We start from the raw sequence: 24,224 nt of genomic DNA on the forward strand, positions 1-24,224 counted from the left end.
TCATGAAAGAAAAAAAAGGCAAAACAGGCATCGCAAGACTTTTAGAGCTTGCCGGTGAAAAGAAGCCGTTGCTTGCTTGGTCAGGAATTTTGTCTACCATAAGCGTATTTTTGATGTTGGTTCCCTATATAGCGGTGTATCATGTGCTGGCCGAACTTTTACAGCATGCGGCGGACCTCGGAGCTGTGGACGCTGCCTACATCATAAACTGGGGCATTTGGGGCGCTCTCGGGATGGTGTTGGGTTATTCCTTCATGTATATTGGGGGCATGTGCTCGCACATTGCCGCCTTTCGAATCCTGTACGGCATCCGGGTAAGGTTATCGGATCATATCGGCGCTCTTCCGCTTGGCTATTTTAATAAAAATGCCACAGGCAAAATCAAAAAAATTGTTGAATTGGATGTAGACCGAATTGAGCTTTTTATCGCCCATCAGTTGCCTGATCTGATAAATACCGCTGTAATGCTCGCGGCAATCATTATAACCATGTTTTCCCTGAACATCTGGTTTGCCCTGGCCTGTGTCATCCCCATGCTGCTTGGTTTTGCCGCTCAATACTCCATGATGGCCGGCAAAAAAGCCAAGGCAGGCCTAAAGGAGTATTTTGACGCTCTGGAAAACATCAATATCTCCTCCATTCAGTATATGCGGGGCATGCCATCCATTAAAATATTCGGGCAGACTGTCCACTCGTTCCGGAAGTTCTATGACGACATGATTAAATACAGAGACTTTAGCGTAAAGTACACCGACAATTTCCAAAACGGCTATGTAGCCTTTAAAACCATTATATTATCGCTGGCAACTTTTATTTTGCCTGTGGGACTTTTTTTCATCAGTGCAGTTCCCGACAATATGGCTTTTGCCACAACACTGATGTTCTTTCTCATTCTGACGCCGGGCATTACCGTACCGGTCTTCAAACTTAATACTCTCGCCTCCACCCTTAACACAATCGAGGAGGGTGTGAAACGCATTGATGAAATACTGGCGGAAAAAACTATACCGGAGCCGGAAACCTGTCAAAAGCCTTCCTCCTATGAGATCCGGTTCCACGATGTATCCTTTTCCTATGGCGGCCAAGGCGGTATGGAGGTTTTGAAGCATGTCGGCTTTACAGCTCCCCCGGGAAAGATCACGGCGCTGGTGGGGCCCTCCGGCTCCGGCAAATCTACCATTGCCCAGCTCATCCCCCGGTTTTGGGATGTTCCTAAAGGGCGGATCACGATCGGCGACGTGGACATCCGGAACATGAGTACAAACGACCTGATGGCTGCCATGTCCTTCGTGTTCCAGGATACTTTCCTGTTTTCGGACACCTTGTTCAACAATATTCTGGTGGGTAAGCCGGCGGCAACGAAAGAGGAGGTGTACGCGGCGGCCAAGGCTGCGCAATGCCATGAATTTATTGAGCATTTACCCCAGGGCTATGACACACCGATCGGCGAAGGCGGTGTGTATCTTTCCGGCGGCGAAGAACAACGGGTTTCAGTCGCACGGGCGATTCTGAAAAACGCTCCGATTCTTGTTCTGGACGAAGCTACAGCCTATGCCGACCCGGAAAATGAAGTTCAGATGCAGCTTGCCCTGCAAAAACTCATCCAGGATAAAACCGTATTGATCATCGCCCATCGCCTGACGACCATCCGCGACGCCAATCAAATCCTTCTTCTGAAAGAAGGGGAGATTGTCGATGCAGGCACCCATAGCGAGCTGCTTTCCCATGGCGGTTTGTATAAGAGGATGTGGGACGCCTATACATCCTCCTCTGACTGGCAAATTGATCACGTACAGGCAAAGGAGGTATTCGCATGCTGATGAAGCAATTGCATAATATCACTGCCGGCAATCCCAGAAAACTCCTAAAACCCATCTGCTGGGCAGTTCTTGCCAATTTGGCCAATATGTTTCCCTTCGGCTGCATGGCGGCAGCGGTATTCATACTTTATGCATACTACGCACAGGAACAGCCATTCCTGAATATACAAGGCATGTGGCTTGCCTGGGGAGGTATGTTGCTATTCCTTGTCTTAGTGTTTGTCTGTGAACTGATGTCTTACCGCGCCACCTACCGCACAGCATACCAGTCTTCGGCCGAAGGGCGGGCAAATCTGGCCGAACACATTCGCAAGCTCCCGCTTGGTTTTCTTATGAGCAAGGACCCCGGCGAACTGGGCAATATGATGATGAGCGATTTTACCCAGACAGAAAATGCTGCGACAAATATTTTGCCGCAGCTTGTAAGCGGAATTGTTGTCCCTGCCCTGACTTTTCTAGGCTTGGTTTTTTGGGACTGGCGAATGGCTGTGGCGATGTTTGCCGGCTTTCCCATTGCCGTAATGATTCTGTGGGGAGTCTCCAGTTTGGAGCAGAGACTCGGGAAAAGACATTCTAAAGCCAAACTCACTCAGTCCAACCGTTTACAGGAATATCTTTGGGGCATGAAAGTTATCAAGGCATACAACCTGCGCGGCGAAAACTTCAAAAGACTTGAACAGTCCTTTCATCTCTATATGCAGGAAAGCATCAAGCTGGAAGGCATACTGGGGCCGTTCTTTCTAGTCGCCATCGCCTTTATGCAAACAGGCTTGTCTTTAATTACTATTGTCGGTGTTTATCTCATCTTAGGCGGGGAAATAACAGTACCTTTGCTTGCTCTGTTTTTGCTGGTGGGTACTCATGTTTTTGATCCATTATCGGTCGCTATCATGCGTCTGCCGGCATTTAAATACGACGTCATGGCGGGTGAACGCATTGTAAACCTGCTGGAGCAGCCTGGCATGACAGGAGTAAAAGAACCGCCGGAGCAGCATGACATCCGGTTTGAAAACGTTACCTTCGGCTATAATCAAAACATTGTTTTGGATAATATTTCGTTAGAGCTGCAGGAAGGAACCCTGACCGCCATCGTTGGCCCTTCGGGAAGCGGCAAAAGCACGCTGCTTCGTCTGATTGCCCGGTTCTACGATCCGCAAAGGGGTAAAGTACTGTTTGGCGGCAGCGATGAGCGCGAAATAGATCCGGAGCAGCTTATGAAAAAAATTTCCATGGTCTTTCAGGACGTCTACCTGTTTGCCGATACCATCGCCAACAACATCCGCTACGGGCGCGAAAATGCCACCCGGGAAGAAATCGAAGCGGCTGCCCGGGTAACCTGCTGTCACACTTTTATTGCCAAACTTCCGCAAGGGTACGACACCATGGTGGGCGAAGGCGGCTCTACGCTTTCCGGCGGCGAAAAGCAGCGTATTTCCATTGCGAGGGCCATCCTCAAAAACGCTCCGGTCATTCTCCTGGATGAAGCTACCTCTTCTCTTGACCCGGAAAATGAGTTGGAAATGCAAAATGCCATCAGCAGCTTAATTCAAGGCCGGACCGTGATTATGATTGCACATAGGCTGAAAACCGTTGTGAAAGCAGATAATATCGTAGTATTGGATAAAGGACAAATCGTTGAGCAGGGAACCCACGAAATGCTACTTGAAAACAAGGGGCTGTATGCCCGTCTATGGGAGCTGCAGATGAAAACAAATGGCTGGCGTATTTCTGCATAAAAAAGTTAGCCAATGGATCCCTTATTTTTGTTTTCTGTCGTCTTTCTCCAGGATACAGGCATACATAAGCGGTCGTACAATGTTTCGATCCTAGTTGGACAGATTCTCAAAATAGATATCAGTTTTAACTTTATTAGACCTAAACCATCCCAATGTACTATTACAGGACTTGTCACCAATAAAAAAAGTTCTGTAGCGGAAATATTCCGCTACAGAACTTAGCCGGTTAGCAGATCAATAATATATCAGCCTGGAATCCGCTCAGCTATTTTCTTCCATTCATGCTTATCAAGAAAACTGCCCGGCACATTGTCTTCCATCTCTCTGAACATAACATACGGCACACTGAAGGATAAGAGATCGGCGTCGATATGAGGACGTACCGAAACATCCGTCATCCCAATAACAGCCCGCGGACGTTCCTTGGCTGCCTCACTCCAGGGAAACAGGCAGGTAGTTTGGCAACCGGCCGCAAAGGGTGCAATAACACTGTCATAGCCGGGACGACCATAATTGGCCAAAACAATGAGCGCAGTCAATTGGTCAGGATTGGCGTAAAACACAACTACTTTCGGTTCTTCTTTGGCGGTATCCACTTCAGACAGTGGCGTAAATACAATATACTGTTCCGGTATATCAATACTAGGAACCGATCCCATCCAGGCTTTTGCCAGTTCAGGTGTTTTTTTGAAACCCTCCGGTTCGCGTATTCCCTTTACCGGAGTCAAGCCGTCTTTTCCTGTAGACAGAAAGTACTCCATGCCTTCTGAATACTGATGGAACAGTCCTAAGCCGATGCCGCCCCCCTCACAGCCAAACGTAGTACGGCTGAAAACAGCCCGGCGTCCCTTGGCAGCTGCGGTTAACATGGCGGCAACACACCCCCAGCGTCCTTCCTTAAACTCTAAAGCACCCTGCGGTTTCTCATTGGTAAATAAAATGGCTACTGGCGAATACTTGAGTTTTAGCCTCTGCGCAATTTCACTCTGCATAACTGATTTCCTCCTTTTTTTGAGTTGACTGTTTCCCTGATGATTCCTTCGTATATATGTGCAAAGCCGATAAATTGCCCCAGGTCAATCATGAGACAAAAAAAAAGATTTTACCTATCACAATTCAATCTTCACTTTGGCGGCAAAAACTTTGTATAATTCACGGGAAATCCAGTATTAAAATTTTGTAACGACAAACTCTTTATACCCAGTATTTCCGATTCGAGAACACCATCATTGACCCTGGTCAATATAATTTTATAAAAATATAATCTGAATTGTCAAGAAAAAAGTAGCGAAATTGAATATTTTCCGTCAATCGGTACATAGAATTTTTCTCTACGATTTTACACATCTACTCATAACTATTCTCCTTGACAATACAAATACTGGTTATATAAAATTATAATTGACCCAGGTCATTATTGACTATTACTACCATTTCCATCTGTTTGCAATAGGATCGGAAATACCGGTTAGGAGGTACACTTTATTACAAGAATCATAAAAGAAGCTGAAGTCCGGCGGACCGAACTGATGAATGCAGCACTGGATCTGTTTCGCTCCGTTGGCTATCAAAAAACGATGATTATTGATATTACCAAAAAAGCCGGCGCCGCAAAAGGCACTTTTTATCACTATTATCCTTCCAAGGAAGCTATTGTACAGGCAATTTGCAACCGCTGGGCCACTGAAATGGCCGCTTCTTTCAAGTTGGAAAGCAATCGGTGCAAAGCCTTACCCAAGCTGGAATTGTTTATTGAACGCCTGTTTCTGCCTAAAGAGCCTAATATTCTTTTTAAAAGCTTATGGGCTGAAGAACATCTTAATCTGTATTACAAAACCTGGCGACTCTTAGTTGAAGACATCTTTAACCCGCTGCTTGCTGAAATAATTCAACAAGGCAATCAGGAAGGATCCATGCATGTGGCCTGTCAGCAACAAGCTCTTGCTTTTTTCTGGAGTACCTTAGCTTGTGTGTGGGAAGCCATTTTATTTCAAGACCCGCCTGACATCTTTGCCAGCAAAGCAAAAATGGCCCAATCTCTATTAGTACACATCCTGGGGATCGAGGAAGATGCTTTCGAAATATCATTGACCGGCTATTGGATTGTGTAAAACACCACTACAATGAAAATTTACTAAAAGCAGTTCAGCTGCGTTGCTGGCAACTTGCTATGAAAATGACAAAAAAGGCTTTGCAATGGTTCCGCTAGCTTCTACATTTGCAGTTAGCGGGATGATATGGCAGAACCCGGAAGATGGACTGAAACAGTCCATCTTTTGTGTCTTTGGACAATTCGGACAAGAATACGGCTCTCTGAATGGGCCTATACCGCTAAACATCTTTAATGTTCTCCACGCCTATTAAATCAGCTGAAATTTTTTCCACACTATAATTAAGATTGATGAGAGAAAAAACCAAACCATACTTGATATTAAAATCGAATTACATATATTATAATTTTTCAAGGTAAAATTTAATACTAAAAGAAAAATTACAAAAGGTATTGCCGAAACTATAGCAAAACATATTGTTTCACGAACTTTTGAAGCTCCATGTTCAATATACATGAAATAATAAGCAAGAATACTTAAGCCCGGGAAACTTAATACTAATCCAGCAACATAATAATTTTCTGTTTTTGATATATAATGCACGATGCCCATAATAATAACAGCTATAACGCATTTAATAACTAAATCCAATAGAATCTCTTCTTTCTGAATTTATCCTTCTGTAGGCACTTTCGGTCCGTTCAGATCCAGTTGATAAAATGCAAGGTCTAGCCATTTATCAAATTTAAACCCTGCATTTTTAATTACACCCGAGAATTTAAATCCCATCTTCTCATGCATTTTAATACTATTTTCATTTGATGCATCAATTCCAGCAACAAGTGTTGCGTATTCTCTTGCATTAGCAATTTTTATTATTTCCTGCATTAATTTTGTTGCAATACCCTCATTCCTATAATCCTTGTGAACATACACAGAATGCTCTATTGTATATTTATATGCCGGCCAAGCTCTAAAAGGACCAAAAGTAGCAAAGGCAACAACTTTATCACTTTTTTCAAAGACTAACAGTGGATACCTGTAAGCAGTCAATCAAAATGCAGAGTTTTCCGCCACAAAGTGCAGAGTTTTTCAAGTAATACTTTTGCGGTGCTTTAAGCGATAACTGTCACCAGTCATATTGATAATCTCGCAGTGGTGGATTAGGCGGTCAAGAATGGCTGTTGTAATCGTTGCATCGCCAAGGAACTCAGCCCACTCGTCGAACCCTTTGTTTGATGTAATAATCATCGAAGTACGCTCGGCCATAGAAGACACAAAGCTAAAGAATAAATTAGCCTCTGCCGGGGAGAGTGGCATAAACCCAACTTCGTCAACAATCACCAGAGCAGCCTTACTTAAATATCTGAGTCGACGTTTGCTGGCTCTGGAAATTTCGGACGTTTTTAGAATCTTCATAAGGGTATCCAAGGTTTCAAACGCCACTGCATAACCCAAGTTCAGCCCCTTCACCGCCAGGGACAAAGCAAGATGGGTTTTACCAACGCCGGGAGGCCCCAACAAGCAAACATTGTATGCTTGTTCAACCCACGTCATATCACTTAGCCGCAACATCTGTTCCTTGGAAACACTGCGTTGAAAACCGAAATCAAAAGAATCCATGGTTTTCTCAGCAGGCAGGCTTGCTCTGCGGCGGCGTAGCAGATTCTGTTTTTGTACTCGAAGCCGTTGCTGTTCCAGTAAAAACAGTTCTACACTCTCCACGGGTGTTAGTGAATTTTTACCTGCAAAAAGTGCTTCAAAATCCACGGGAGTCATGCGTAAATCAGAAAGTAGTCCAGTTACCCGGTCAATTGGCCGCATCATCATCGGTCACCACTTTCCTTGGCATAGACATCAAGCGAGCGCTTTTGCGTTGTCACATGATACTTTGCATTGCTCATCGGAAGGGGCAACTCTGGCGGCTGGGGTTGTTTAAAGGCATTGTGTTCCAGATAGTCTTTTATGTAATTCGCGCTGTAAAGGTTACTGTACTGGCAAAAACCTACAGCTTCCAGGACAGCGTCTACAGCATATTGGTCGCAGAGCGTATGGATCAGCTTAAATTGATCTCTGGCATACCGGGATTTCTCTGTACGGATCGTTTGGAGAAAGTCATCCGCCTTGGCAAGAAGAAGCGTACCCAGTGCAACCTGCATCTGGTTCAGAGAGCTGGTTCTGTCGCGCTGGTGGCTTCTGCTTTGGATGAGCAGACCCCGACCGTTGGAAATGCGATGTTGGCAAATGCGATCGCCAAATACAGTCTGAATGTATAAAATGCCATCTTTGGGCACAATACAAACCTCTTTTTGCGCATTGTAAGTGCCAAGTGGAACGGAATAACGGTTGCTGTCATAAATAACGGTATTGTCCTTGCGGACAGTTCTACATAGGTGAGCGCCGTTATTTTCTGCGCAATCGACCAGCGGCCGTAAGTATTCCCGTTCTTCGGCAAATACTTCGGCAGGCACACGCTTTGTTGTTCCGTGAATTTTTGCGTTTGCGGTACGCTCCAACCAATCCAGGCAGCTGCTGTTTAGAATATCATCATCCACGTAAAGCCGGTTTTCCAGAAAATTGCCTTTCACATATTTCACGGTGCTTTCCACCTTCCCCTTGCTTTCAGGGTCAGCACCACGGCACATATAAATACTCAGTTTGCACTCCTGCCGAAGTTTTTCAAATTCATAAGTATGTATGATATCACCGGCATTTTCTGCCACGCAAACGATACTATCCTGGTCAAAAACCATCTCTTGCGGCATTCCGCCCATATACCTGAAGCATTGGTGACATACTCGCACCAAATCCGAAGCGGTGTAGGGGCGGCTCTGTAATTCGGCATATTTAAAACGGGAATGTGCCAGAACAAAAGCTGCAGCATAGACCTTGATGCGGCCACCGTCTACATTTTTCAGCCACTTCTCGCCAAAGTCTACTTGCAATTGCTGCCCCATTGGCAATTCAGGAACAGCTGCATAATCTCGTTGATTGAGTGCTTTGCGCAGATCATACTCATTCCGCAGGTTCTTTACATACCGAGAGACCGTTCGTTCGCTAAAGGTCGCGCTGTAGTGTTCTTTTAACCAATCACAAACCTGTGCTGCGCTAAGCGTAGGATAATCCCGTAGCCAGCTGATGATTGTGTCCTGGTAATCGTCTAGCAGCCTGACCTTGCAGACCGTGGCGACATTAGATTCATACTCATCCACCGTCATATTCCAGTAGCGGTCCACTGTTCTCCAGTTGATGCCAAGACTTTTCGCCACGGTATCTTTTCGGAATCCGCGTTCTTTTAGTTGATGTATTTTGCTATACACAGAATATCCCTTCATTTCTAGCAGCCTCCATACTCAGCGTGCTTCTATTGTATCAGCTGACTGGAAACTGTGTAGTTATTGGCGAAAAACTGTGTGCTTTGTGGCGAGAAAGTTTGTAGTTCTACTGGCTTAAAACTCTGTATTTTAGTTTACCATTTACAATACCCATCTTGTTTCTTTTTTTCATACCATTGTATTCTATCATCAAGAGTATGAGCCTTATAATCATAGATTGCTGTTGTGGTCAATATAGCATCATTATAAATTTCTAGAATATATATTAAATCTTTTTCATTTGCTTCCCTTATCATTTTTTCAATTCCTTTCAAAACCGTTTTTCTATATTTTAACCCTTGTCTTGCAAAACGTAAAATTGACCCTATTAAGCATTTGCTATAGAATAAAGTTATGGCAGAACATTTCGCAGAATAGTTTGAGGGACGGTGCGGACATGACGCTTCAACAATTTCGGTATATTGTAGAGATTGCCAAGCATAATTCTATTAGCAAAGCTGCCTCTGCCCTTTATGTGACACAGCCTAGCATCAGTAAAGCAGTACAGGAAATGGAAAACGAGCTGGGAGTTACCATTTTAGATAGAACGAACAAAGGGGTCGTCTTTACAAAAGATGGCATGGATTTATTATTTTACGCTAAAATGCTGCTGGAACAACTGGAGTCCGTCGTCTATCATTTTAACAAGCAGAAGTCAACGGACTTAACAAAGTTTTCTATTTCTTCTCAACATTACGGTTTTGCTATAGAGGCTGTGGCAAATCTAATGGATTATTTCGCCGAACGGAAATATGAGCTGACAATCCGGGAAGGAAAGACAACTGATGTGATTGATGACGTGTATACAAGCAAAAGTATTCTTGGAATTTTATCTCTTACCGATTTAAACAAGAATTTTTTTGAGCGTTACTTCATCTCAAAATCACTAATATTTACTCCCCTCGCTTCACTGAAGCAGCACGTCTTTCTTCGAGAAGAACATCCTCTAGCCCATCTCAAATCAATTACTTTAGAGCAATTAGGAAACTATCCGTATCTGACTTACCAGCAGGACGATGTACTGCTCCATTTTGCAGAAGAAGTTATTGATGTGGATAATATTGAGAAGATAGTCTATCTGAAGGACCGAGGTGCAATGAATAATCTTCTTGCAAACACAGATGGCTATAATTTAGGAACTGGCTGTATTGTGAACGATTACATGGACCCTAATATTATTTCTATCCCCTTAGCAGAAGGCAATCTGCTTCAACTGGGCTTGGTAAAACGAAACGATGTATTTTTGCCGGAGGAGCTTATAGTTTATATTGATTTTTTAACAACTGCTTTAAAAAAGTCTGCGCCAAAAGATGGCTCCGGTGTGATATCGTGAGAAGCCCGGCGGCGGGACATTATCTGCGCTTACATGCATTGCTTATCTTTCTTGTCATCAGGTAATGCTTTAATAAGCAATGCACCGTCGTGCTCTTCAATGGCGATTTTTGCCCCGCTTAAAAAACCAAGGTCCTGGAGCCATTTGCCCTGCAGCCGGATAAGCGGCCACCTGTCTTTACCATGATTGAGGTGTGTATAATAGACAGTCAGAATTCGAGCGTATGGGATATAATCCTTGCCTCCTATCCCCTCTGTGTTGATGATAACAGCTCACGAAATAATGGCATTAAAAGCCAAACAATACACAAAAATCGCCAAAAACGTTCCTTGACATTTTTATCTTTAATCTTTATACTATTAATTAGCCTGGCAAACTAAATATTAAAGGAATTTACCTATGAAAAAACAGAGTGCCACAATTCCCCCGAGTATACGCGCACAGTTGGGAGAAGTGTTACTGCAAACATCAGATGATGTTTTAGATACTATAAATAATGCACTGAAAGAATATAATATTTCCGAAAGCAAATTTTCTTTACTCTTGCTACTATACAATACAAGCACGAACCAGCCGTTACAACCTTCGGAAATTGCCAATAAACTTGGAATACGACGTGCATCTGTAACCAAACAGTTAATTTGGTTGGAAGAACATCAATTGATTACAAGAACCATATGTCTTGAAGATCAAAGAATGGTTAATGTTACAATAACGGAAAAAGGTTATCATCTTCTAGATCTTGCTTTACCGCACTATTGGAAGGCCTGTGCTAATCTCACTAGCAAATTAACAGATGAAGAGACTGTCTGCTTGCTGCATTTGCTAATAAAAATCGGTCTATAAAATTATACACCGATTTTTATTTCTTTATTTAATTTGCCTGGCTAATTTTTTCGGCTATATAATTAGCTTGGCTAACTATTGTCATTTTGGCTATCTTCGCTCCTACGTTAATAGCCATTATCGGAAGACTGGGAGCAAGTGCGCGAGGTGCCGCGGTATCCGCCTATACGCTAATTCTCTTTGCCGGTGCCAGCATAGGCCCCATCTTTACATTAAACATATTGCAAACAAGCAGTTACTTCTTAACCTTTCTGACCTTGGCTCTTTGCTTATGCTTCGGTCTATTAGCCTCATTTTTTATTCGTATGGACGAGTAAAAATATCCAAACCCCTTGTTAGGAGATGTGAATTTTTATTTTAGATTGAAAAGCCTATGCATCACTTAATATTGAAACCAAGGAGGAACAGAAATTGAACTTTAAAAAAGCTCACGCCTATATCGAAAGCTTATATGAAAAAAGAAAGTTAACTCAGAAAAAGTATACCGAGGTTACGGAATTAAAAGATTTCGGTCCGGTTATCGATGACGATGTGGCTAGAATGCTGCAAGTATTAATCACCTTAGCCAAACCGCGAAAAGTTCTGGAAATCGGAACAAGCGTGGGGTTTTCAACTGCTTCTATGGCCAAAGCGGTTAAAGTCTATGGTGGTAAAATAACTACAATTGAATTTGACGCGAAAGTGGCCGAACAAGCAAAAAAAAATTTTGAACGCGAGATGGTAGCAGGCCAGATAGAGGTCAGAATAGGCGACGCGTGCGATATTATCCCAATGTTGAAAGAAGATTATGACCTGATTTTTCAGGATGTCGGCGATAAAGAGTTGTATGCTGCACTGTTTGATGACTGTGTCAGATTGCTCAATCCAGGTGGATTGCTGGTGGCCGAGGATACACTCTTTCCTATCACACTGTTTCCGGCTTTTAAATGCGAAAAAATGAGGGAAACCTTAGCTAATTTTAATAAAAGAGTAGCCGATTGCCCGCTGCTTGAGAGTACACTATTGCCGATTGGCGATGGGTTTACGGTAGCGGTAAAAAGATGGTAAGGCCAAAAACAATTGACAATACATTGCATTTATTATAAGACATTGTGAGTCTATTGCACGATCGCTTGAGGAGGTGTTGCTGGCAATATAGAGGAATGCCTATTAAATTTTCATGAGTTCTGTGGTTAAAATTCTAAGTAATTGAAATGAAAGGTGGAATTGATGTGAAATTATCTGGAAATACAATACTCATTACTGGTGGAGGTTCCGGTATCGGGCTGGCTTTTGCGGAGCGCTTTATCAAGGGGGGGAATCAAGTAATAATTTGCGGTCGGCGTGAAGATGTACTCCAAAAAGCCAAAGAAACTTTTCCGGGCATCATTACCTATACATGCGATTTGACGATAGAATCCGAGCGTTCCGCATTATTTGATTGGGTAACAGTAAATTATCCAGAGGTAAATGTATTAGTCAACAATGCAGGAGTTTTACAGCGTTTCAATGTGTTAAAAGCAGATGCGAAGAATAATTGGGGCTACTTCAGTAAAGAAATTACGGCAAATCTGGAAGCGCCTATCCATCTTTCCATGTTGTTCGCACCATTCTTTACTGGGAAAAAAGAGGCGACTATTATAAATGTGACGTCTGGTCTAGCGTTTACACCGCTTGCGGTTACTCCGATTTATTCTGCCACAAAAGCGGCCCTTCATTCTTTTAACGTGAGCCTAAGATACCAGCTTTCAGCCACATCCCTAGAAGTGATCGAAGTAGCTCCACCGGCAGTAAAAACAGATTTAAACGGAACATGGAACATAAATATGGAGCCGTTAGAGGCCTTCGCAAACGGCATTTTTAGGGGATTAGAAGAAGGCAAAACGGAAATTGGATATGGCAATTCCGTAGGTAGGATGCGTATGTCACGAGATGAAATTGACGCATTCACAGAAAAATTGTACAACGCAATGAAAGATTCAATCCAATAACATAAAACTGATACCAAAACGGCCGCCCGGCAACGTGTCCTGCCCTTGCCGGAAGTCACCATGCAACAAATCCGGCGGACAGGAAAAAATCGCCTTATGGCTCAATTCTTCCTGTCCGGCTGCCTCAACCGACCATGAATCACCACTACAATGAAAAATTACAAAAAGCAATTCGGCCGCGTTGTTGTCACGGTTGTTGTCAAATTGCTATAAAAACGACAAAAAAGGCTTTACGAAAGTATCGTAAAACCTTTGAAATATCAATGGCGACCCCGGCAGGATTCGAACCTGCGACCTTTTGATTCGTAGTCAAATTTGGTCATCATTTTTCGTTTTCAAAACATCATCAAAGCTTGATAATGCTGGATTTTCATTACAGACCGTCACAGAACTTTTTAGCCGCGTTGTTGTACGGTTGTTGTAGTACAGTAACGACTGATTGCTGGTCAGCTTCCACTGCCTGCTCCGTTTTTGGAGTGGCTCGTTGGGCGCTAGATTAGTATAACGCAATCTGAGCAACTTGGCAAGTGTCCTCTGACAGAAAACTTCTGGCAGGTCTGCCATTTACCACCACCGTGCTGTGGTGGTTTTTTATCTTTCTATAACAAATTGTCACCTACTGACAGACTGGCTGCTTTCTAGCTCCTATCTTAATAGAATCTGCAGCTTTAACTATTTTTACTCTCGCCTTCTGCGTTTGCTTTAAGTGATATATATTCCCATACTCCTTTCGGGAATCGTAATAAATCTTTCTGAGCAGTATTTGCAGGAATTGCTACAATTAAGAGCTTTCGCGGCCTTGTCATTGCTACATATATATTTCTCAATTCTTCGTCAGCCGGTGTTAATTGCGCAATCTGTTTCACAGTCCCTTTCCCTCTGTTTGAGATCACCACCATTACAGCATCATAGGTCTTTCCTTTTGACGCATGAATTGTTTCTACCATTATATCTTCGGATTGAGCTTTTACAAAAAATGACGCAACACTTCTGGTTTTTAAAGTAGTCCTTTTATATTTCATTTCCACTTCTTTTATAAGTACTGTCTTTATCAATATCTGCATTTGCGTTTTCCACGTCTCAATTGCCAGCGTAGTTGCTGGTGCATGCTTAAGAATACTCCAGCGCATGATTTTCCAAGCTTCCATCCCCATGGTTTTATTAATCTCTGTTTCTACATAATTGATTCGGTGAGCATTAGTACCGTAAAAAATTTTTCGTAGAGCAGTATCGACACACGTCATTGCATCTTTATGATTCTTTATATCTCGATAATAAACCGCCTGTGCAAAATATCGAGTAATCTCATCATTCCAGGGACTTACATTATTCTTCTCAACCTTTAAAACTCTACGTAGTCCTGTATTTCCTCTGCACAAAATAGCAACTAAATCGGGGGAAATTTCAATTGAATTTTCATTGCAAAACTCTTTTAATCTATCCTTAAGAAGCTCCTCTTCAGACTCCGCTTTATACATTAACAAAATCGGTGTGGTTTTGCAATTCGATGCATTCCCTACAGCCATGGCCGGTTCTTTCAATGATGAAAAGGGGTGTGTAGCATTACAAATAAGCTGCGAGCTTCTTCTGTTCTCTGTTAAATCTAGCGAGTTCCATCCACTATCATAATACTTTTCCAAAAAGATTGCCGGGTTAGCATTTCTCCACTCGTATATTGCTTGATCTGGGTCACCGATTAACGAGGCCTCCGATAAACCATTTTGTACAAGTAGGTCCACAATTTTCATCTGAACATGACTAGTGTCTTGTGCTTCATCAATAATGAGTACCGGAAATCGACTCGCCAAGGCTTTAGCTACTACAGGAAAATCGTTTAATATCCGCATTGCCCAGTATGCAGTATCTGACTGTGTTGCCAATCCCGCTTGCGTAAATCGCTTTTTTAACTCTGTGCATCTAGCCATTTCATAGGGGCATGTATCTTTATTTAATAATTGGTTCGTATTAATAAGTTCTCCCGTCTCATTATAAGTAAAATTCAACAGATTACAATTTTTTCCCCAGCACTCCTGGTAAGCTTTCCCCCAGTTCCATGCGAGGGGAAGTTCCCATCCATTTTCACCTATTCCGACTATATTCGGACGTGAATTACATCCCATAACTAAATGTCCGTAAGGAAGAAATATCCATTTATTAATAAAACTGTCTAGGGTTCCAAAAAAATGTGGATAACTAGGTACAATCGAATGTTCCGCTAATTTCGCTTGTATCTCCTCATTGGCCACATTGGTGAAGGACAAGGCAGCAATGCCCGCGTTCCTATGGGTCCATGAATCCATGAGGTATGCCAACTTACAAGCAACCGTATAGGTTTTCCCACTACCAGGGCAGGCCTTTAGAATATTTTGCCCTTTAGGATCAATTATTGCTCTTTGCTGCGTAGATAAAGTTGTTAGCACAGCACATCCCTCACACTTTCTAATTGTGTTGGACAAACCATTTCAAAAACTTTTTGCAGATAGTTGGGTATTATAAATTCGTGTTTAAATACTCCATTTTCATCAACTTCCTCTATTTTAGCTGCTAACTTCTGAGAAAATATGCCTTTTTCTTTGCGGACAGCTAACCAAATTAACACAGCTGCTTCTTCGTCGCTTAGAGCTTTGTCCTCTATTTCCTGCAAAATCCATGCGTAATTTTTGGGTTGCATAGTCTTGAGAACTGTCATTATCACGTTAATATTTTTTCTTGAGGCTTTTGCTAATTCATATTCAAATGTTTTAAAGGCAGTGCTGACGGTAACAAGTTCCGCATCAAACGTTTTTGCTTTAACTGCTCTTGCCGAGGGTTTCCCGCCCCGGAGTTTTTCGATAACAATTTTAATATCTGCTTTCTTAAGTTTTAAATCATTTTCACTGAGCTTTATTGCAGTCCCACTTGCTTCAGGTTCACCTTCCTCATTGCTATCATCATCACCATCTTCAGTTTTGTCGGTGCATCGATCATCGTCCGTAACAACAATACAAGGAATATTAATTCTCTTTTCTTTTTCAGGTGCGTTAAATAATTTTACAAAGGGTTCGAAAGCAACTCCATCAATATTTACAATTTCAATAGCATTCTCATCTAATGGGCACCCTAATCTCTTGGCAAGCACAGGCAGCAATAGTGCTTCCGATATACCCTCTACCAGTATAATTCCTTTTGAAAAAAACAACTGCGATTTCGTTACATCAAGATACCGCTTTAAATCCGCTCTTTCCTCAGCAAGTAACGGACAATTTGAGAGTGAAGTTACTGCTACATTTCCTGCTCGATCTTCATGAAACACCATTACATTATTGATTTGGGCTTTTGACGTTAACGTTGGTGAATGTGATGTAATAAACAATTGGATTGGCGAAGCCTCTGCTCCATTCTGTAATCGATTCGTAAAGAAAGTAAAGAGTAGGTCTTGTAGTTGTGGATGCAAATGTGCTTCCGGTTCTTCAATAAGTAGCGCATTATACGTATATGCCTCAATATTCTTTCGCTCAATTAAATCTCCAAGAACTGTAGCTATGTAAATAATATTGTTGTACCCCAAGCCGTTCTGGTGCAGGTCAAAAGTAAAATTAGCATTCTCTAGCAAAAAATCGTAAAAGTCCTGGCCAATTAACTCGCTTGTTACAACGTCCAAGTTTACTAACACTTTTCCGTTCAATTTTTCAGTAGGACAATCTTTTACATCATATCTAGTTGTAATTTGCTTCCATTCACTTTCTTCGAATTGCAGTTTGAGAGACTTTTTGCCTGTAACTAAAAGTGTTTGGAGTGAATCAGCTACTTTATTAAAGTCTGGCGGAATAAGACCTAATTGAATATTTTGCTTTAGTCTCCGTTTTTCAATTTCTTTTAGATTTCTATTGATTATCTCTCCGGCTTTTCTTACCGAATTTTCGTTGATTATTTTCCGATTTGCTTGTCTAACATGCTCTAGAATCGACTGTTTGTCGTCATCACCGACTACTACTTTTCTTAGCAACTGGCCCAAACGATTCCCCTTGCCTGGGCGGAGATCACTTTCTGCATCGCGCAACGCCCCAAGAAATATGTGGTTCAAAAGTTCTAAAATTTGAAAGCTAATACTTTGCCCTTCAAGCTCACCTCCCCAGACTGTTGTCTTAATCCGCTCTAATCCTTGTAATTTTAAATCTCGTTCATAACGAATTTGTAATTGCGCGGTAATCTCATTCTTTATTATTAACATTTCGTAAAATGTAGCCTGTTCCTTTTCTGATAGGTCTGCAAAAGTTAGATCAAGAGCAATCATGTTTGCCGGTTCGCCTGTTTTGTTTACGTGAAAATCCTGGGGCGTCACATAAAGTTCTCTACGCCCACCACCTAAAGAGAAAGCTAGTCGCAATGCGTCAATAGTTGCCGTTTTTCCAATATTATTTTCACCGATAATTACATTTATGTCAGGCTTAAAATATATTTCAATCCCTTTCTCGTCAAAGCACCGATAATTTTTAATGACCAGCTTTTGCAGATACATATATATGCACACACCTTTTTATTTATCTTCATAATACTGATAATTATGTAAATTCATTTTTTTTTCTTTTCCTTCAATAATAATAAGAGTTAAGTGATCAGCAACGATTTTTTATTAAAAAATCGTCTTCAACTAAATTAATATCTAATTAAAAAGTAGCATATTGCAGTTCACTGGCTGACGCAAAAAAAAGCTGCCAGCATCACCGGCAGCCTCCCTGTAAAACCTGTACAATCGTTCCAAAAACCATCAGCCCGCCGATCAACGCCACCAGCCAAAAGACTGACAGCAGCAAACTGTGGTTGACACAGTACCGGACACTCGGCTGGTCCTTACGGTCCAGCGCGTCCCAATAGCAAACCCACAGCGCGATCTCCACCCTCCACCACCTGCTCAGATCGTCCCACATACCCGGCACCTCCCGCTCTTGTCAGCAGCTCCCGCCGCCGTCACCTGAGAACGGCACACCGTGTCACCCGCAGGGGCGCAGCGAGAGCGGAGCAGGCGCAGCCTTGACCGGTGTGATACCATGAAAAGACCGGCGACGGGGCGTTTCAGTGACTAGACTCGCCTTTATCTTTTATGGTGATTTTATCGGTCACCGTTTTTATAAGCAAAGCCCCGCTATTTCCTTCAATGGCAATCTTATCACCACTCTGAAAGCCAAGGTCCTGGAGCCATTGGCCTTGCAGCCGGATGAGCGGCAGTCGTTTCTTGCCATTGAGGTATGTATAATAGACAGTCAAAATACGCGAATTCTCGCTTTCACCAGACAAACTATATACCCCCTATCGTAAGCTGCAGCAAGGCCCTCGGTCCTGTCCAAGCACCAGCTTTTTATAGGGGGAAATTAAAAAGCGCATGCGAGGTTTTTACACCCTACACATGCGCTTGGCTTCATCATCTGCTTGCATCCCTAATACCAAAAAACCGGACCAACAGCCGGCTGCAACAGAAATGCGGGTCATGAACTATGTAAACGAACTTGCCCTTCCGTTGCTGGTTTAAGGATGAATTCATTATCTGCTGCATGAAGTCGCACAGTCCTGCTCTCTGACAGACATTTCCGTTGCGCTGCAGTCCTGCTTGTATTCAAGCGGACGGCATTGTATAATAAAAATGTCGTCGTGGACAGTCACTGTTACGTGTAGGTGCCGTTTTCACCTGCGCGTGCCTGGGAGTGCTTGCAACACTTTCAGGTCACGGCGACTTTTTAATTTCCACCTATGTCCATTATAGCGTATCTGAACTGAATTGCAAGTAAAGTCATTCTGTCAGCAGAAATTTTTCTTGACAGATTGCATATTTCTATTCCAATGGGTATAATATAAGAAAAGGACTGACGTGCTCGACACACGCCAGCCCCTACAGGCTGTCTAACCGGAAAACGGTTAGCCCTAGTTGACGTTATTTAAGAAATAACCGCCGTCTTGAGCAGGGGCGGTTATTTCTTTTTGGTCGTGACCAATACCATGAGCGTGGCAAATGCGACAGCAAATGTCAATGCTTCGTAAATAGTCATCTTACCACCCCCTTCCTTTAACGGAAAGGGGCTAACCATCCCCCGAGCAGCCTGTACGATTATTATTATAACATATTTTGCCAAGCGAAAAAGAGATTTTTTGCCTTTGGCTCTGCTCTGCTACTATGCCGCCTTCCCTAACCTGAAGGCGGCTTTTTTATGCCCCGCCGCGCAGTTCGCGGCTCCCTTGCTGCCGGCAGGCCCGTTAGCACGGGGCGCGGCGGCATGGGCTTGGCGTTGCTCAGCATAAGCCGTTTATAACAATAAAAAACCCAAGAACGCCTCGTCAGTTTTGAGGTATTCCAGGGTCTTTTTTCTCATGGAATAAAAACCATAAGGTTTTATATCTTTATTCGTAAAGGAAAGGATAAATATCGTCGCTGTATGTATAAATATAATCGGCTATCGTGTAATCTCTATTGGTACTCGGATTCTAATCATATTGATGATAGGTGTATACAAGTCCACTGTTTCCGCCTCAGTGCTTAAAGAAACGATCAATGAATACCGAATCTCTTTATTCCATCGCCCCAACCCGTGGCGCTCCCGCCACCAGCCAATGGCAGGATAAATTCCAATTAAATTGCTTGTTGCCAGATCCGCCGCGGTGCCTTCCCAGATATCGGAATGCACGGAGCCACGATGCCTGGTATTTTTACCAATGAGCCATCGGTCACTGCCACTATCATTATCAAACTCACTCTCATCACGGGCTGCGGCATTCAGCCGCCGGTTAAAATTGTTCAAGTCTTCATTCACATTATTTACATCAAACCGTAATGCACACGAAGCATAACGATAACGGTCTTTCCAGCCAATTTCTCCAGGGCTTGGTTCAATAAAATATGATAAAGTCACACGCATGCGTACTGTTTGCTCTCCCAAAGCCAACAATACTTCTTGCGGCCAAGGAAGTTGATGGATATGCATATCTTTTGTTGCATATCTGCTACCATTACGATCATAGGGCTGAAGACTTTCTTGTACGATCAGGTTAACACTATTTTGAGCACACCAGCGAGCCTGCGCCAAGTCCGGCACCCCATAACCACACGTTCGCAATAGGTGATGATAGTCCCCTTTGCTCGGGTTTGCTGGTAAGAATTGTTCCCGCATTTGGGAAGTCCAGTCTGCGGAATGAATCATCAGACCACGAATCGTCTCTGGCCAGGCGCTAGGGTATGCCACTTGAAGCTGAGCCGCCATCCAGGCGGCTTGGGCAGTAGCCGCACTGGTTTGCCCGAAACAGGTAAATAATTGTTCAGCCGGTTTATGATAAGTGGTCAAAACCGAGAGATCATCACAAGTAAAACAGCCAAGATCATCGCGGATTAAATTGCCGCCCTCTAATAAAATCTCCGGTTTGATTGGCCATTTATTCTGCTCCCAAAGACAAGACGTCGTGCTGAAAGGTGACAAGCCTTCTCTAGGAGCAACCCGCTGAGCGCTTTGCAAATCTGGATCTGTGAGTGTATCCTTTTCTGTATACGCTCCTACAGTTACCGCATTCCAGGCTTGTCCCGGACTTTCGACACGGCAGGAAATATTGCTCGTGGGATAATTTAAATAGTCTTCTCCGTTTCTGACATTTCCGGCCGATATGAAGAACAGCCGTTTTCTATCATCCAAATAACCGGAAGCAATCTCATCAATTGCTCCTGACCAAGAATCGGGACGCCCGTCATTTACGGAATACGCATCCGTTGTTACAGCCATACAAAGAATACGCTGGTATTCTGGACGCTGTATCTCTGCCTTACTAATCCCCTGAGACGTGATCGCTCCATACAGTTCGGGATTATTGTCTCCAACAGGTGGTAATATTTTAACAGCTTCCAGCTTATGAGCTACCTGAACCGGTGTAGTTGCAGTGACAGCGTCTTGCAAATCGCCATAAGCGGCTATCCCAGCCATTTCTGTTCCATGGCCATCATCATCATACGTTCCCCAACCCGGATTATACGAATGCCGATCATCATCTTCCATTAGTGGGCCCAGTAACGCATGTCCATTGTTTACCCCTGTATCCAACACACACACCGAAACCTGACTGTCCGGCAGAACCTGTAATCGTGCAAGCAGGTCATCTACCCATTCCCTTTGCCCGCGATTGGATTGTTCAATGAAAAAGCGAGCTGTTTCCGGCGCTCGTCTGAATTCAGCAATATAGGGGCTAGTTTGGACCAGTTCCAATAAATGACTGCGATTAACAAAAGCTAAAATGACCGTTCTTTCGGGGAAATAGATGCTTTCTTCTTTTAACTGTATTTCCAAGGCTGCAGATACTTCTTTAAATGCTGCCAATACTTCGGGTCTATCGCTAGACCACCATATTTCACACCACACAGGTACGTCTGCTGCTGGCATCCAGTCTGCATCGCCTTGCCAAAAGGATTCCAGTACAGCCTGTCTGACCTCTTCAATACTGGCCAGTAAGGGTTTATTCCTCCCACTTTCCATATAAGCCTCTGTCTTATTAAGAAAATGGGCCCGTTTATCATGCGGCACAAAAATCGTTGCCCGTTGAACCGTATTTTCCCCAACAGTTACCGCTCGAACATTTAACAATCGCACGCCCATGCGCAAATCTTCCAGGCTTTTAATTTTTAATTCATAACCTGGAGCACTTTCAAACTCCAGATACATACCTTCGCGGGCTGGCACGGCAACCGCTTGCCGACTGGTCAATTCCTCCTGATATCGCTGCCAGGCAGCATCGAGCTGTCGCTGGATGTTTGCACCGTGCTGTCCAGCATCGCGGGGTGGCAACCTAAAACGCGGCCCATTTTGTTGGGGATTTGTATAATTGATCCGGCTTACCGTGTCGTGTAAAAACAGATTATCATAGCGTTCTGGCATTTATTTTTCGCCCCAATCATAGACGGAATGCCGCTCTGCAATCATCTTTCGCAGTAGATCCGGCATTACGGTCATTTGATCGCTAAGTATGGCTTCTTTAATTGCATCATCACAAGCTTTAGTTATATCGGCATGACTTAGCGTCTTAGCAAACTCCGCCATTTCAAATACATTGGCGGATGAAAAGTCACAAAATCCACTCAAACGATTTTCAATCAATTGTACCATTTCATTCTGCGTTGGATAGTCGTAATACAAAACATCATCGAACCGGCGAAAAAGAGCTTGATCCAATAGTTTAATGCTATTGGTTGCCGCCACAATCAGACTATCCGAACAGTCTTGCTCAATAAATTGCAAAAAGGTATTTAGTACCCGCCGCATTTCCCCAACGTCATTATCCAGAGTGCGTTCCGAACCAATGGCGTCAAATTCATCAAACAAATAAACTCCAGGAAATTCTCGGATAGCATCAAAAATTTGCCTGAGTTTAGCGCTCGTTTCCCCCATGTATTTTGTGACTAATTTATCCACGAGAATCGTGCAGAAAGGCAGTTGCAGTTCGCCTGCCAGAACAGCAGCGGTCATGGTCTTGCCCGTCCCCGGCGGTCCTGCCAACAGAATTTTTCTGCGATTGCCCAGACCATGCTTACGCAAACGATCCCGCTGTTTAAACTCCCGCAAGATACGATCAATCCGCGTGCGCAGTTCTTCCGAAACAACTAAATTAGATAACCGATAATCAGAAGTTGCATTATGCAATAACTCGTGTAGCTCTTTATTAAATGGAACGACTTTTCCATTTCTTGATTTGTCAATTAAATCTCGAATGTCACGGGCCAGTGCACTATGCCCTTGGTTAGCTTCATGCGCCGCCAACTGCAGGACAATCGTACGAAACCGTTCATCATTTTGATCAAAATGGGATCTTATGAGCATTTTTAATTGTTCTGCGGTCGCCACGGCAATCACCTCCTGTTTATATATCTTATTGTATCAAAAAAACTTAGTTGCATTAATAGTCTCAATAATTTATTTTTTCCAATCTTTATATTTTATACTTCTCCTGTATTGTCTTCAATACCTTTATTGAAAATGCTCAAATTCCAATTTTTTAAATGCCATACAGAATTCTTCCGCCGCGCAGTTCGCGGCTCCCTTGCTGCCGGCAGGCCCGTTGGCACGGGGCGCGGCGGCATGGGCTTGGCCGCCGTAGCCGGTGCTCTCCCCTGCCCAGCCTGCCATTGCATCCGGGCTAGGCTTACGCTGGGCGGCCGCATGGTTTTGGCGGCTGCTCATGGTAAGCCGTTGATTGGGCTGTTGGCAGCGAGTGGCCTCTTCCCCCTCCCGTTTGTTCGTCGGGAGGGGGTCAGGGGGTGGGTTCTTTCCAGCGGAGCCGGGCCGTCTGGTGCCGCCGCCCCAATTGCTGCTAAGCCAAGTGAAGGGCCCTGCCGTGGCCGCGTACCCCCCAAATAATTTGGCCGCTCCTTACTGGGGGGTTTGGGGGGTAGTCCTTCCCGCTAGGGGGCTCGGGGGGAAGGGAGGACGGAGAGTGGACACGCGCTTTTTGTGTCCACGGGGCGGGACGGGCGCGGCCGCGGCAGGGAACGAACGGCGGTTATCACCCGGCCAGGCGAGTGGCGGCAGGTGGCCCGGTGGAGCGGTTGGTCGCCCAAAGCCCTGGCGTGTCTGTTTGTCGTTCCCGGCGGTCGGCAGGACGCCCGGCTGGGTCGGCCGGTGGTGTTTCGGCCGGTCCGGCTGGAGTGGCCTGCCGAGGCCCCGCGCAGTGTGCGGGGCCAGCCGACGTTTCCTGCAGTCCGGGCACGAGTACCAAGGAGTGACCTGGTCTGCTCCCCTGCCAAGCTGACGAATGGCCACTCGGCAGGATACGGCTTTGAGCGCCAGCGGTGGCCGGCCGGGAGCGGATGAGGATAGCAGATCGCCGCAAAGAGCGGACGGCCGGGCATAGAGCGGTAGCCGTTTGATTAGCACTGGGCGGAGCAGCCCGGTCAATGAGGCTCGACTTTATTCGCCGGCTTTTACAACAGGCAGCGCCCGCTTGACTACCATCACTGCCGGCAATCTTGTATCTCTGGACAACCGACTCTGGCCATACTAAAATAAGCATATAAGGAAAAAATTCGGCAAATTCAAGGTGACAGGAAACCCCTTCTCACGGCATCACCTGCAATGAGCAGTCTCCCGGAGGTATCGC

Annotated in this window: 22 protein-coding genes; 7 read left to right on the forward strand and 15 right to left on the reverse strand. The window is 44.1% G+C overall.

The window, feature by feature from the left end:
- Positions 1-2: 2 nt before the first annotated feature.
- Together SATMO3_RS26335 and SATMO3_RS26340 are read left to right on the forward strand one after the other, a co-directional pair.
- A complete protein-coding gene (locus tag SATMO3_RS26335) occupies positions 3-1,820 on the forward strand; it encodes an ABC transporter ATP-binding protein (protein ID WP_371373315.1) in 1,818 nt (605 codons plus the stop codon).
- Complete coding sequence (locus tag SATMO3_RS26340; RefSeq protein WP_371373318.1) at positions 1,814-3,556, forward strand: ABC transporter ATP-binding protein; 1,743 nt, start codon at positions 1,814-1,816, stop codon at positions 3,554-3,556. Before SATMO3_RS26335 ends, SATMO3_RS26340 begins: the two co-directional genes overlap by 7 nt.
- 245 nt (positions 3,557-3,801) lie before the next feature.
- Here SATMO3_RS26340 and SATMO3_RS26345 read toward each other — a convergent pair whose 3' ends face one another.
- Complete coding sequence (locus tag SATMO3_RS26345) at positions 3,802-4,548, reverse strand: DUF169 domain-containing protein (protein ID WP_371373320.1); 747 nt, start codon at positions 4,546-4,548, stop codon at positions 3,802-3,804.
- 537 nt (positions 4,549-5,085) lie between these two features.
- On the opposite strand from SATMO3_RS26345, the gene SATMO3_RS26350 reads away from it, so the two are divergent.
- Entirely contained in the window at positions 5,086-5,667 is a 582-nt protein-coding gene (locus SATMO3_RS26350; protein WP_371373323.1) for a TetR/AcrR family transcriptional regulator, read from the forward strand.
- Positions 5,668-5,916: 249 nt separating this feature from the next.
- Here SATMO3_RS26350 and SATMO3_RS26355 read toward each other — a convergent pair whose 3' ends face one another.
- From SATMO3_RS26355 to SATMO3_RS26375, 5 genes are all read right to left on the reverse strand, one after another.
- Positions 5,917-6,258, reverse strand: a complete 342-nt coding sequence (locus SATMO3_RS26355; protein WP_371373326.1) for a GlpM family protein — start codon at positions 6,256-6,258, stop codon at positions 5,917-5,919.
- Between the two features lie 21 nt (positions 6,259-6,279).
- Complete coding sequence (locus SATMO3_RS26360) at positions 6,280-6,660, reverse strand: N-acetyltransferase family protein (RefSeq protein WP_371373329.1); 381 nt, start codon at positions 6,658-6,660, stop codon at positions 6,280-6,282.
- A 39-nt stretch (positions 6,661-6,699) separates the two neighbouring features.
- On the reverse strand, positions 6,700-7,437 hold the full coding sequence (gene istB / locus SATMO3_RS26365) for an IS21-like element helper ATPase IstB (protein ID WP_371371064.1): 738 nt from the start codon (positions 7,435-7,437) through the stop codon (positions 6,700-6,702).
- Complete coding sequence (istA, locus tag SATMO3_RS26370) at positions 7,434-8,942, reverse strand: IS21 family transposase (protein WP_371371065.1); 1,509 nt, start codon at positions 8,940-8,942, stop codon at positions 7,434-7,436. The genes istB and istA overlap by 4 nt, the downstream gene beginning before the upstream one ends.
- Positions 8,943-9,076: 134 nt before the next feature.
- Positions 9,077-9,256: an N-acetyltransferase family protein gene (locus tag SATMO3_RS26375; RefSeq protein WP_371373332.1), complete on the reverse strand. Its 180-nt coding sequence runs from the start codon at positions 9,254-9,256 to the stop codon at positions 9,077-9,079.
- A 122-nt stretch (positions 9,257-9,378) separates the two neighbouring features.
- Here SATMO3_RS26375 and SATMO3_RS26380 point away from each other — a divergent pair, with 122 nt between their 5' ends.
- Positions 9,379-10,314, forward strand: coding sequence for a LysR family transcriptional regulator (locus SATMO3_RS26380; RefSeq protein WP_371373335.1), 936 nt, complete (start codon positions 9,379-9,381; stop codon positions 10,312-10,314).
- A 29-nt stretch (positions 10,315-10,343) separates the two neighbouring features.
- On the opposite strand, the gene SATMO3_RS26385 is transcribed toward SATMO3_RS26380, so the two are convergent.
- Positions 10,344-10,580 (reverse strand): SymE family type I addiction module toxin, encoded by a 237-nt coding sequence (locus tag SATMO3_RS26385; protein ID WP_371381802.1) that lies wholly within the window; start codon positions 10,578-10,580, stop codon positions 10,344-10,346.
- Between the two features lie 133 nt (positions 10,581-10,713).
- Between SATMO3_RS26385 and SATMO3_RS26390 the strand changes: the two genes are divergently transcribed.
- From SATMO3_RS26390 to SATMO3_RS26400, 3 genes are all read left to right on the forward strand, one after another.
- The gene (locus SATMO3_RS26390; RefSeq protein WP_371373338.1) at positions 10,714-11,160 is read left to right on the forward strand and encodes a MarR family winged helix-turn-helix transcriptional regulator; all 447 of its coding nucleotides are present in this window, start codon (positions 10,714-10,716) and stop codon (positions 11,158-11,160) included.
- 411 nt (positions 11,161-11,571) lie between these two features.
- Positions 11,572-12,207 (forward strand): O-methyltransferase, encoded by a 636-nt coding sequence (locus tag SATMO3_RS26395; protein WP_371373341.1) that lies wholly within the window; start codon positions 11,572-11,574, stop codon positions 12,205-12,207.
- Between the two features lie 164 nt (positions 12,208-12,371).
- Positions 12,372-13,130 carry an SDR family oxidoreductase gene (locus SATMO3_RS26400; protein ID WP_371373344.1) on the forward strand — a complete coding sequence of 253 codons (759 nt, stop codon included), beginning with the start codon at positions 12,372-12,374 and terminating at the stop codon, positions 13,128-13,130.
- 668 nt (positions 13,131-13,798) lie between these two features.
- Here SATMO3_RS26400 and SATMO3_RS26405 read toward each other — a convergent pair.
- From SATMO3_RS26405 to SATMO3_RS26440, 8 genes are all read right to left on the reverse strand, one after another.
- Entirely contained in the window at positions 13,799-15,550 is a 1,752-nt protein-coding gene (locus SATMO3_RS26405) for a UvrD-helicase domain-containing protein (protein ID WP_371373347.1), read from the reverse strand.
- The gene (locus SATMO3_RS26410) at positions 15,544-17,628 is read right to left on the reverse strand and encodes an ATP-dependent endonuclease (RefSeq protein ID WP_371373350.1); all 2,085 of its coding nucleotides are present in this window, start codon (positions 17,626-17,628) and stop codon (positions 15,544-15,546) included. The genes SATMO3_RS26405 and SATMO3_RS26410 overlap by 7 nt, the downstream gene beginning before the upstream one ends.
- Positions 17,629-17,830: 202 nt before the next feature.
- Positions 17,831-18,037: a hypothetical protein gene (locus SATMO3_RS26415; RefSeq protein ID WP_371373352.1), complete on the reverse strand. Its 207-nt coding sequence runs from the start codon at positions 18,035-18,037 to the stop codon at positions 17,831-17,833.
- 145 nt (positions 18,038-18,182) lie between these two features.
- Positions 18,183-18,404, reverse strand: coding sequence for a SymE family type I addiction module toxin (locus SATMO3_RS26420; RefSeq protein WP_371373355.1), 222 nt, complete (start codon positions 18,402-18,404; stop codon positions 18,183-18,185).
- 1,148 nt (positions 18,405-19,552) lie between these two features.
- Positions 19,553-22,009 carry a S8 family peptidase gene (locus SATMO3_RS26425; protein ID WP_371373358.1) on the reverse strand — a complete coding sequence of 819 codons (2,457 nt, stop codon included), beginning with the start codon at positions 22,007-22,009 and terminating at the stop codon, positions 19,553-19,555.
- The gene (locus SATMO3_RS26430; RefSeq protein ID WP_371373361.1) at positions 22,010-22,972 is read right to left on the reverse strand and encodes an AAA family ATPase; all 963 of its coding nucleotides are present in this window, start codon (positions 22,970-22,972) and stop codon (positions 22,010-22,012) included.
- Positions 22,973-23,095: 123 nt separating this feature from the next.
- Positions 23,096-23,308 carry a hypothetical protein gene (locus tag SATMO3_RS26435; RefSeq protein ID WP_371373364.1) on the reverse strand — a complete coding sequence of 71 codons (213 nt, stop codon included), beginning with the start codon at positions 23,306-23,308 and terminating at the stop codon, positions 23,096-23,098.
- 322 nt (positions 23,309-23,630) lie between these two features.
- Positions 23,631-24,137, reverse strand: coding sequence for a hypothetical protein (locus SATMO3_RS26440; protein WP_371373367.1), 507 nt, complete (start codon positions 24,135-24,137; stop codon positions 23,631-23,633).
- Positions 24,138-24,224 lie beyond the last annotated feature (87 nt).

The organism is Sporomusa aerivorans (assembly GCF_041428895.1).
In the GTDB taxonomy this organism is placed as follows: Bacteria; Bacillota; Negativicutes; order Sporomusales; family Sporomusaceae; genus Sporomusa; species Sporomusa aerivorans.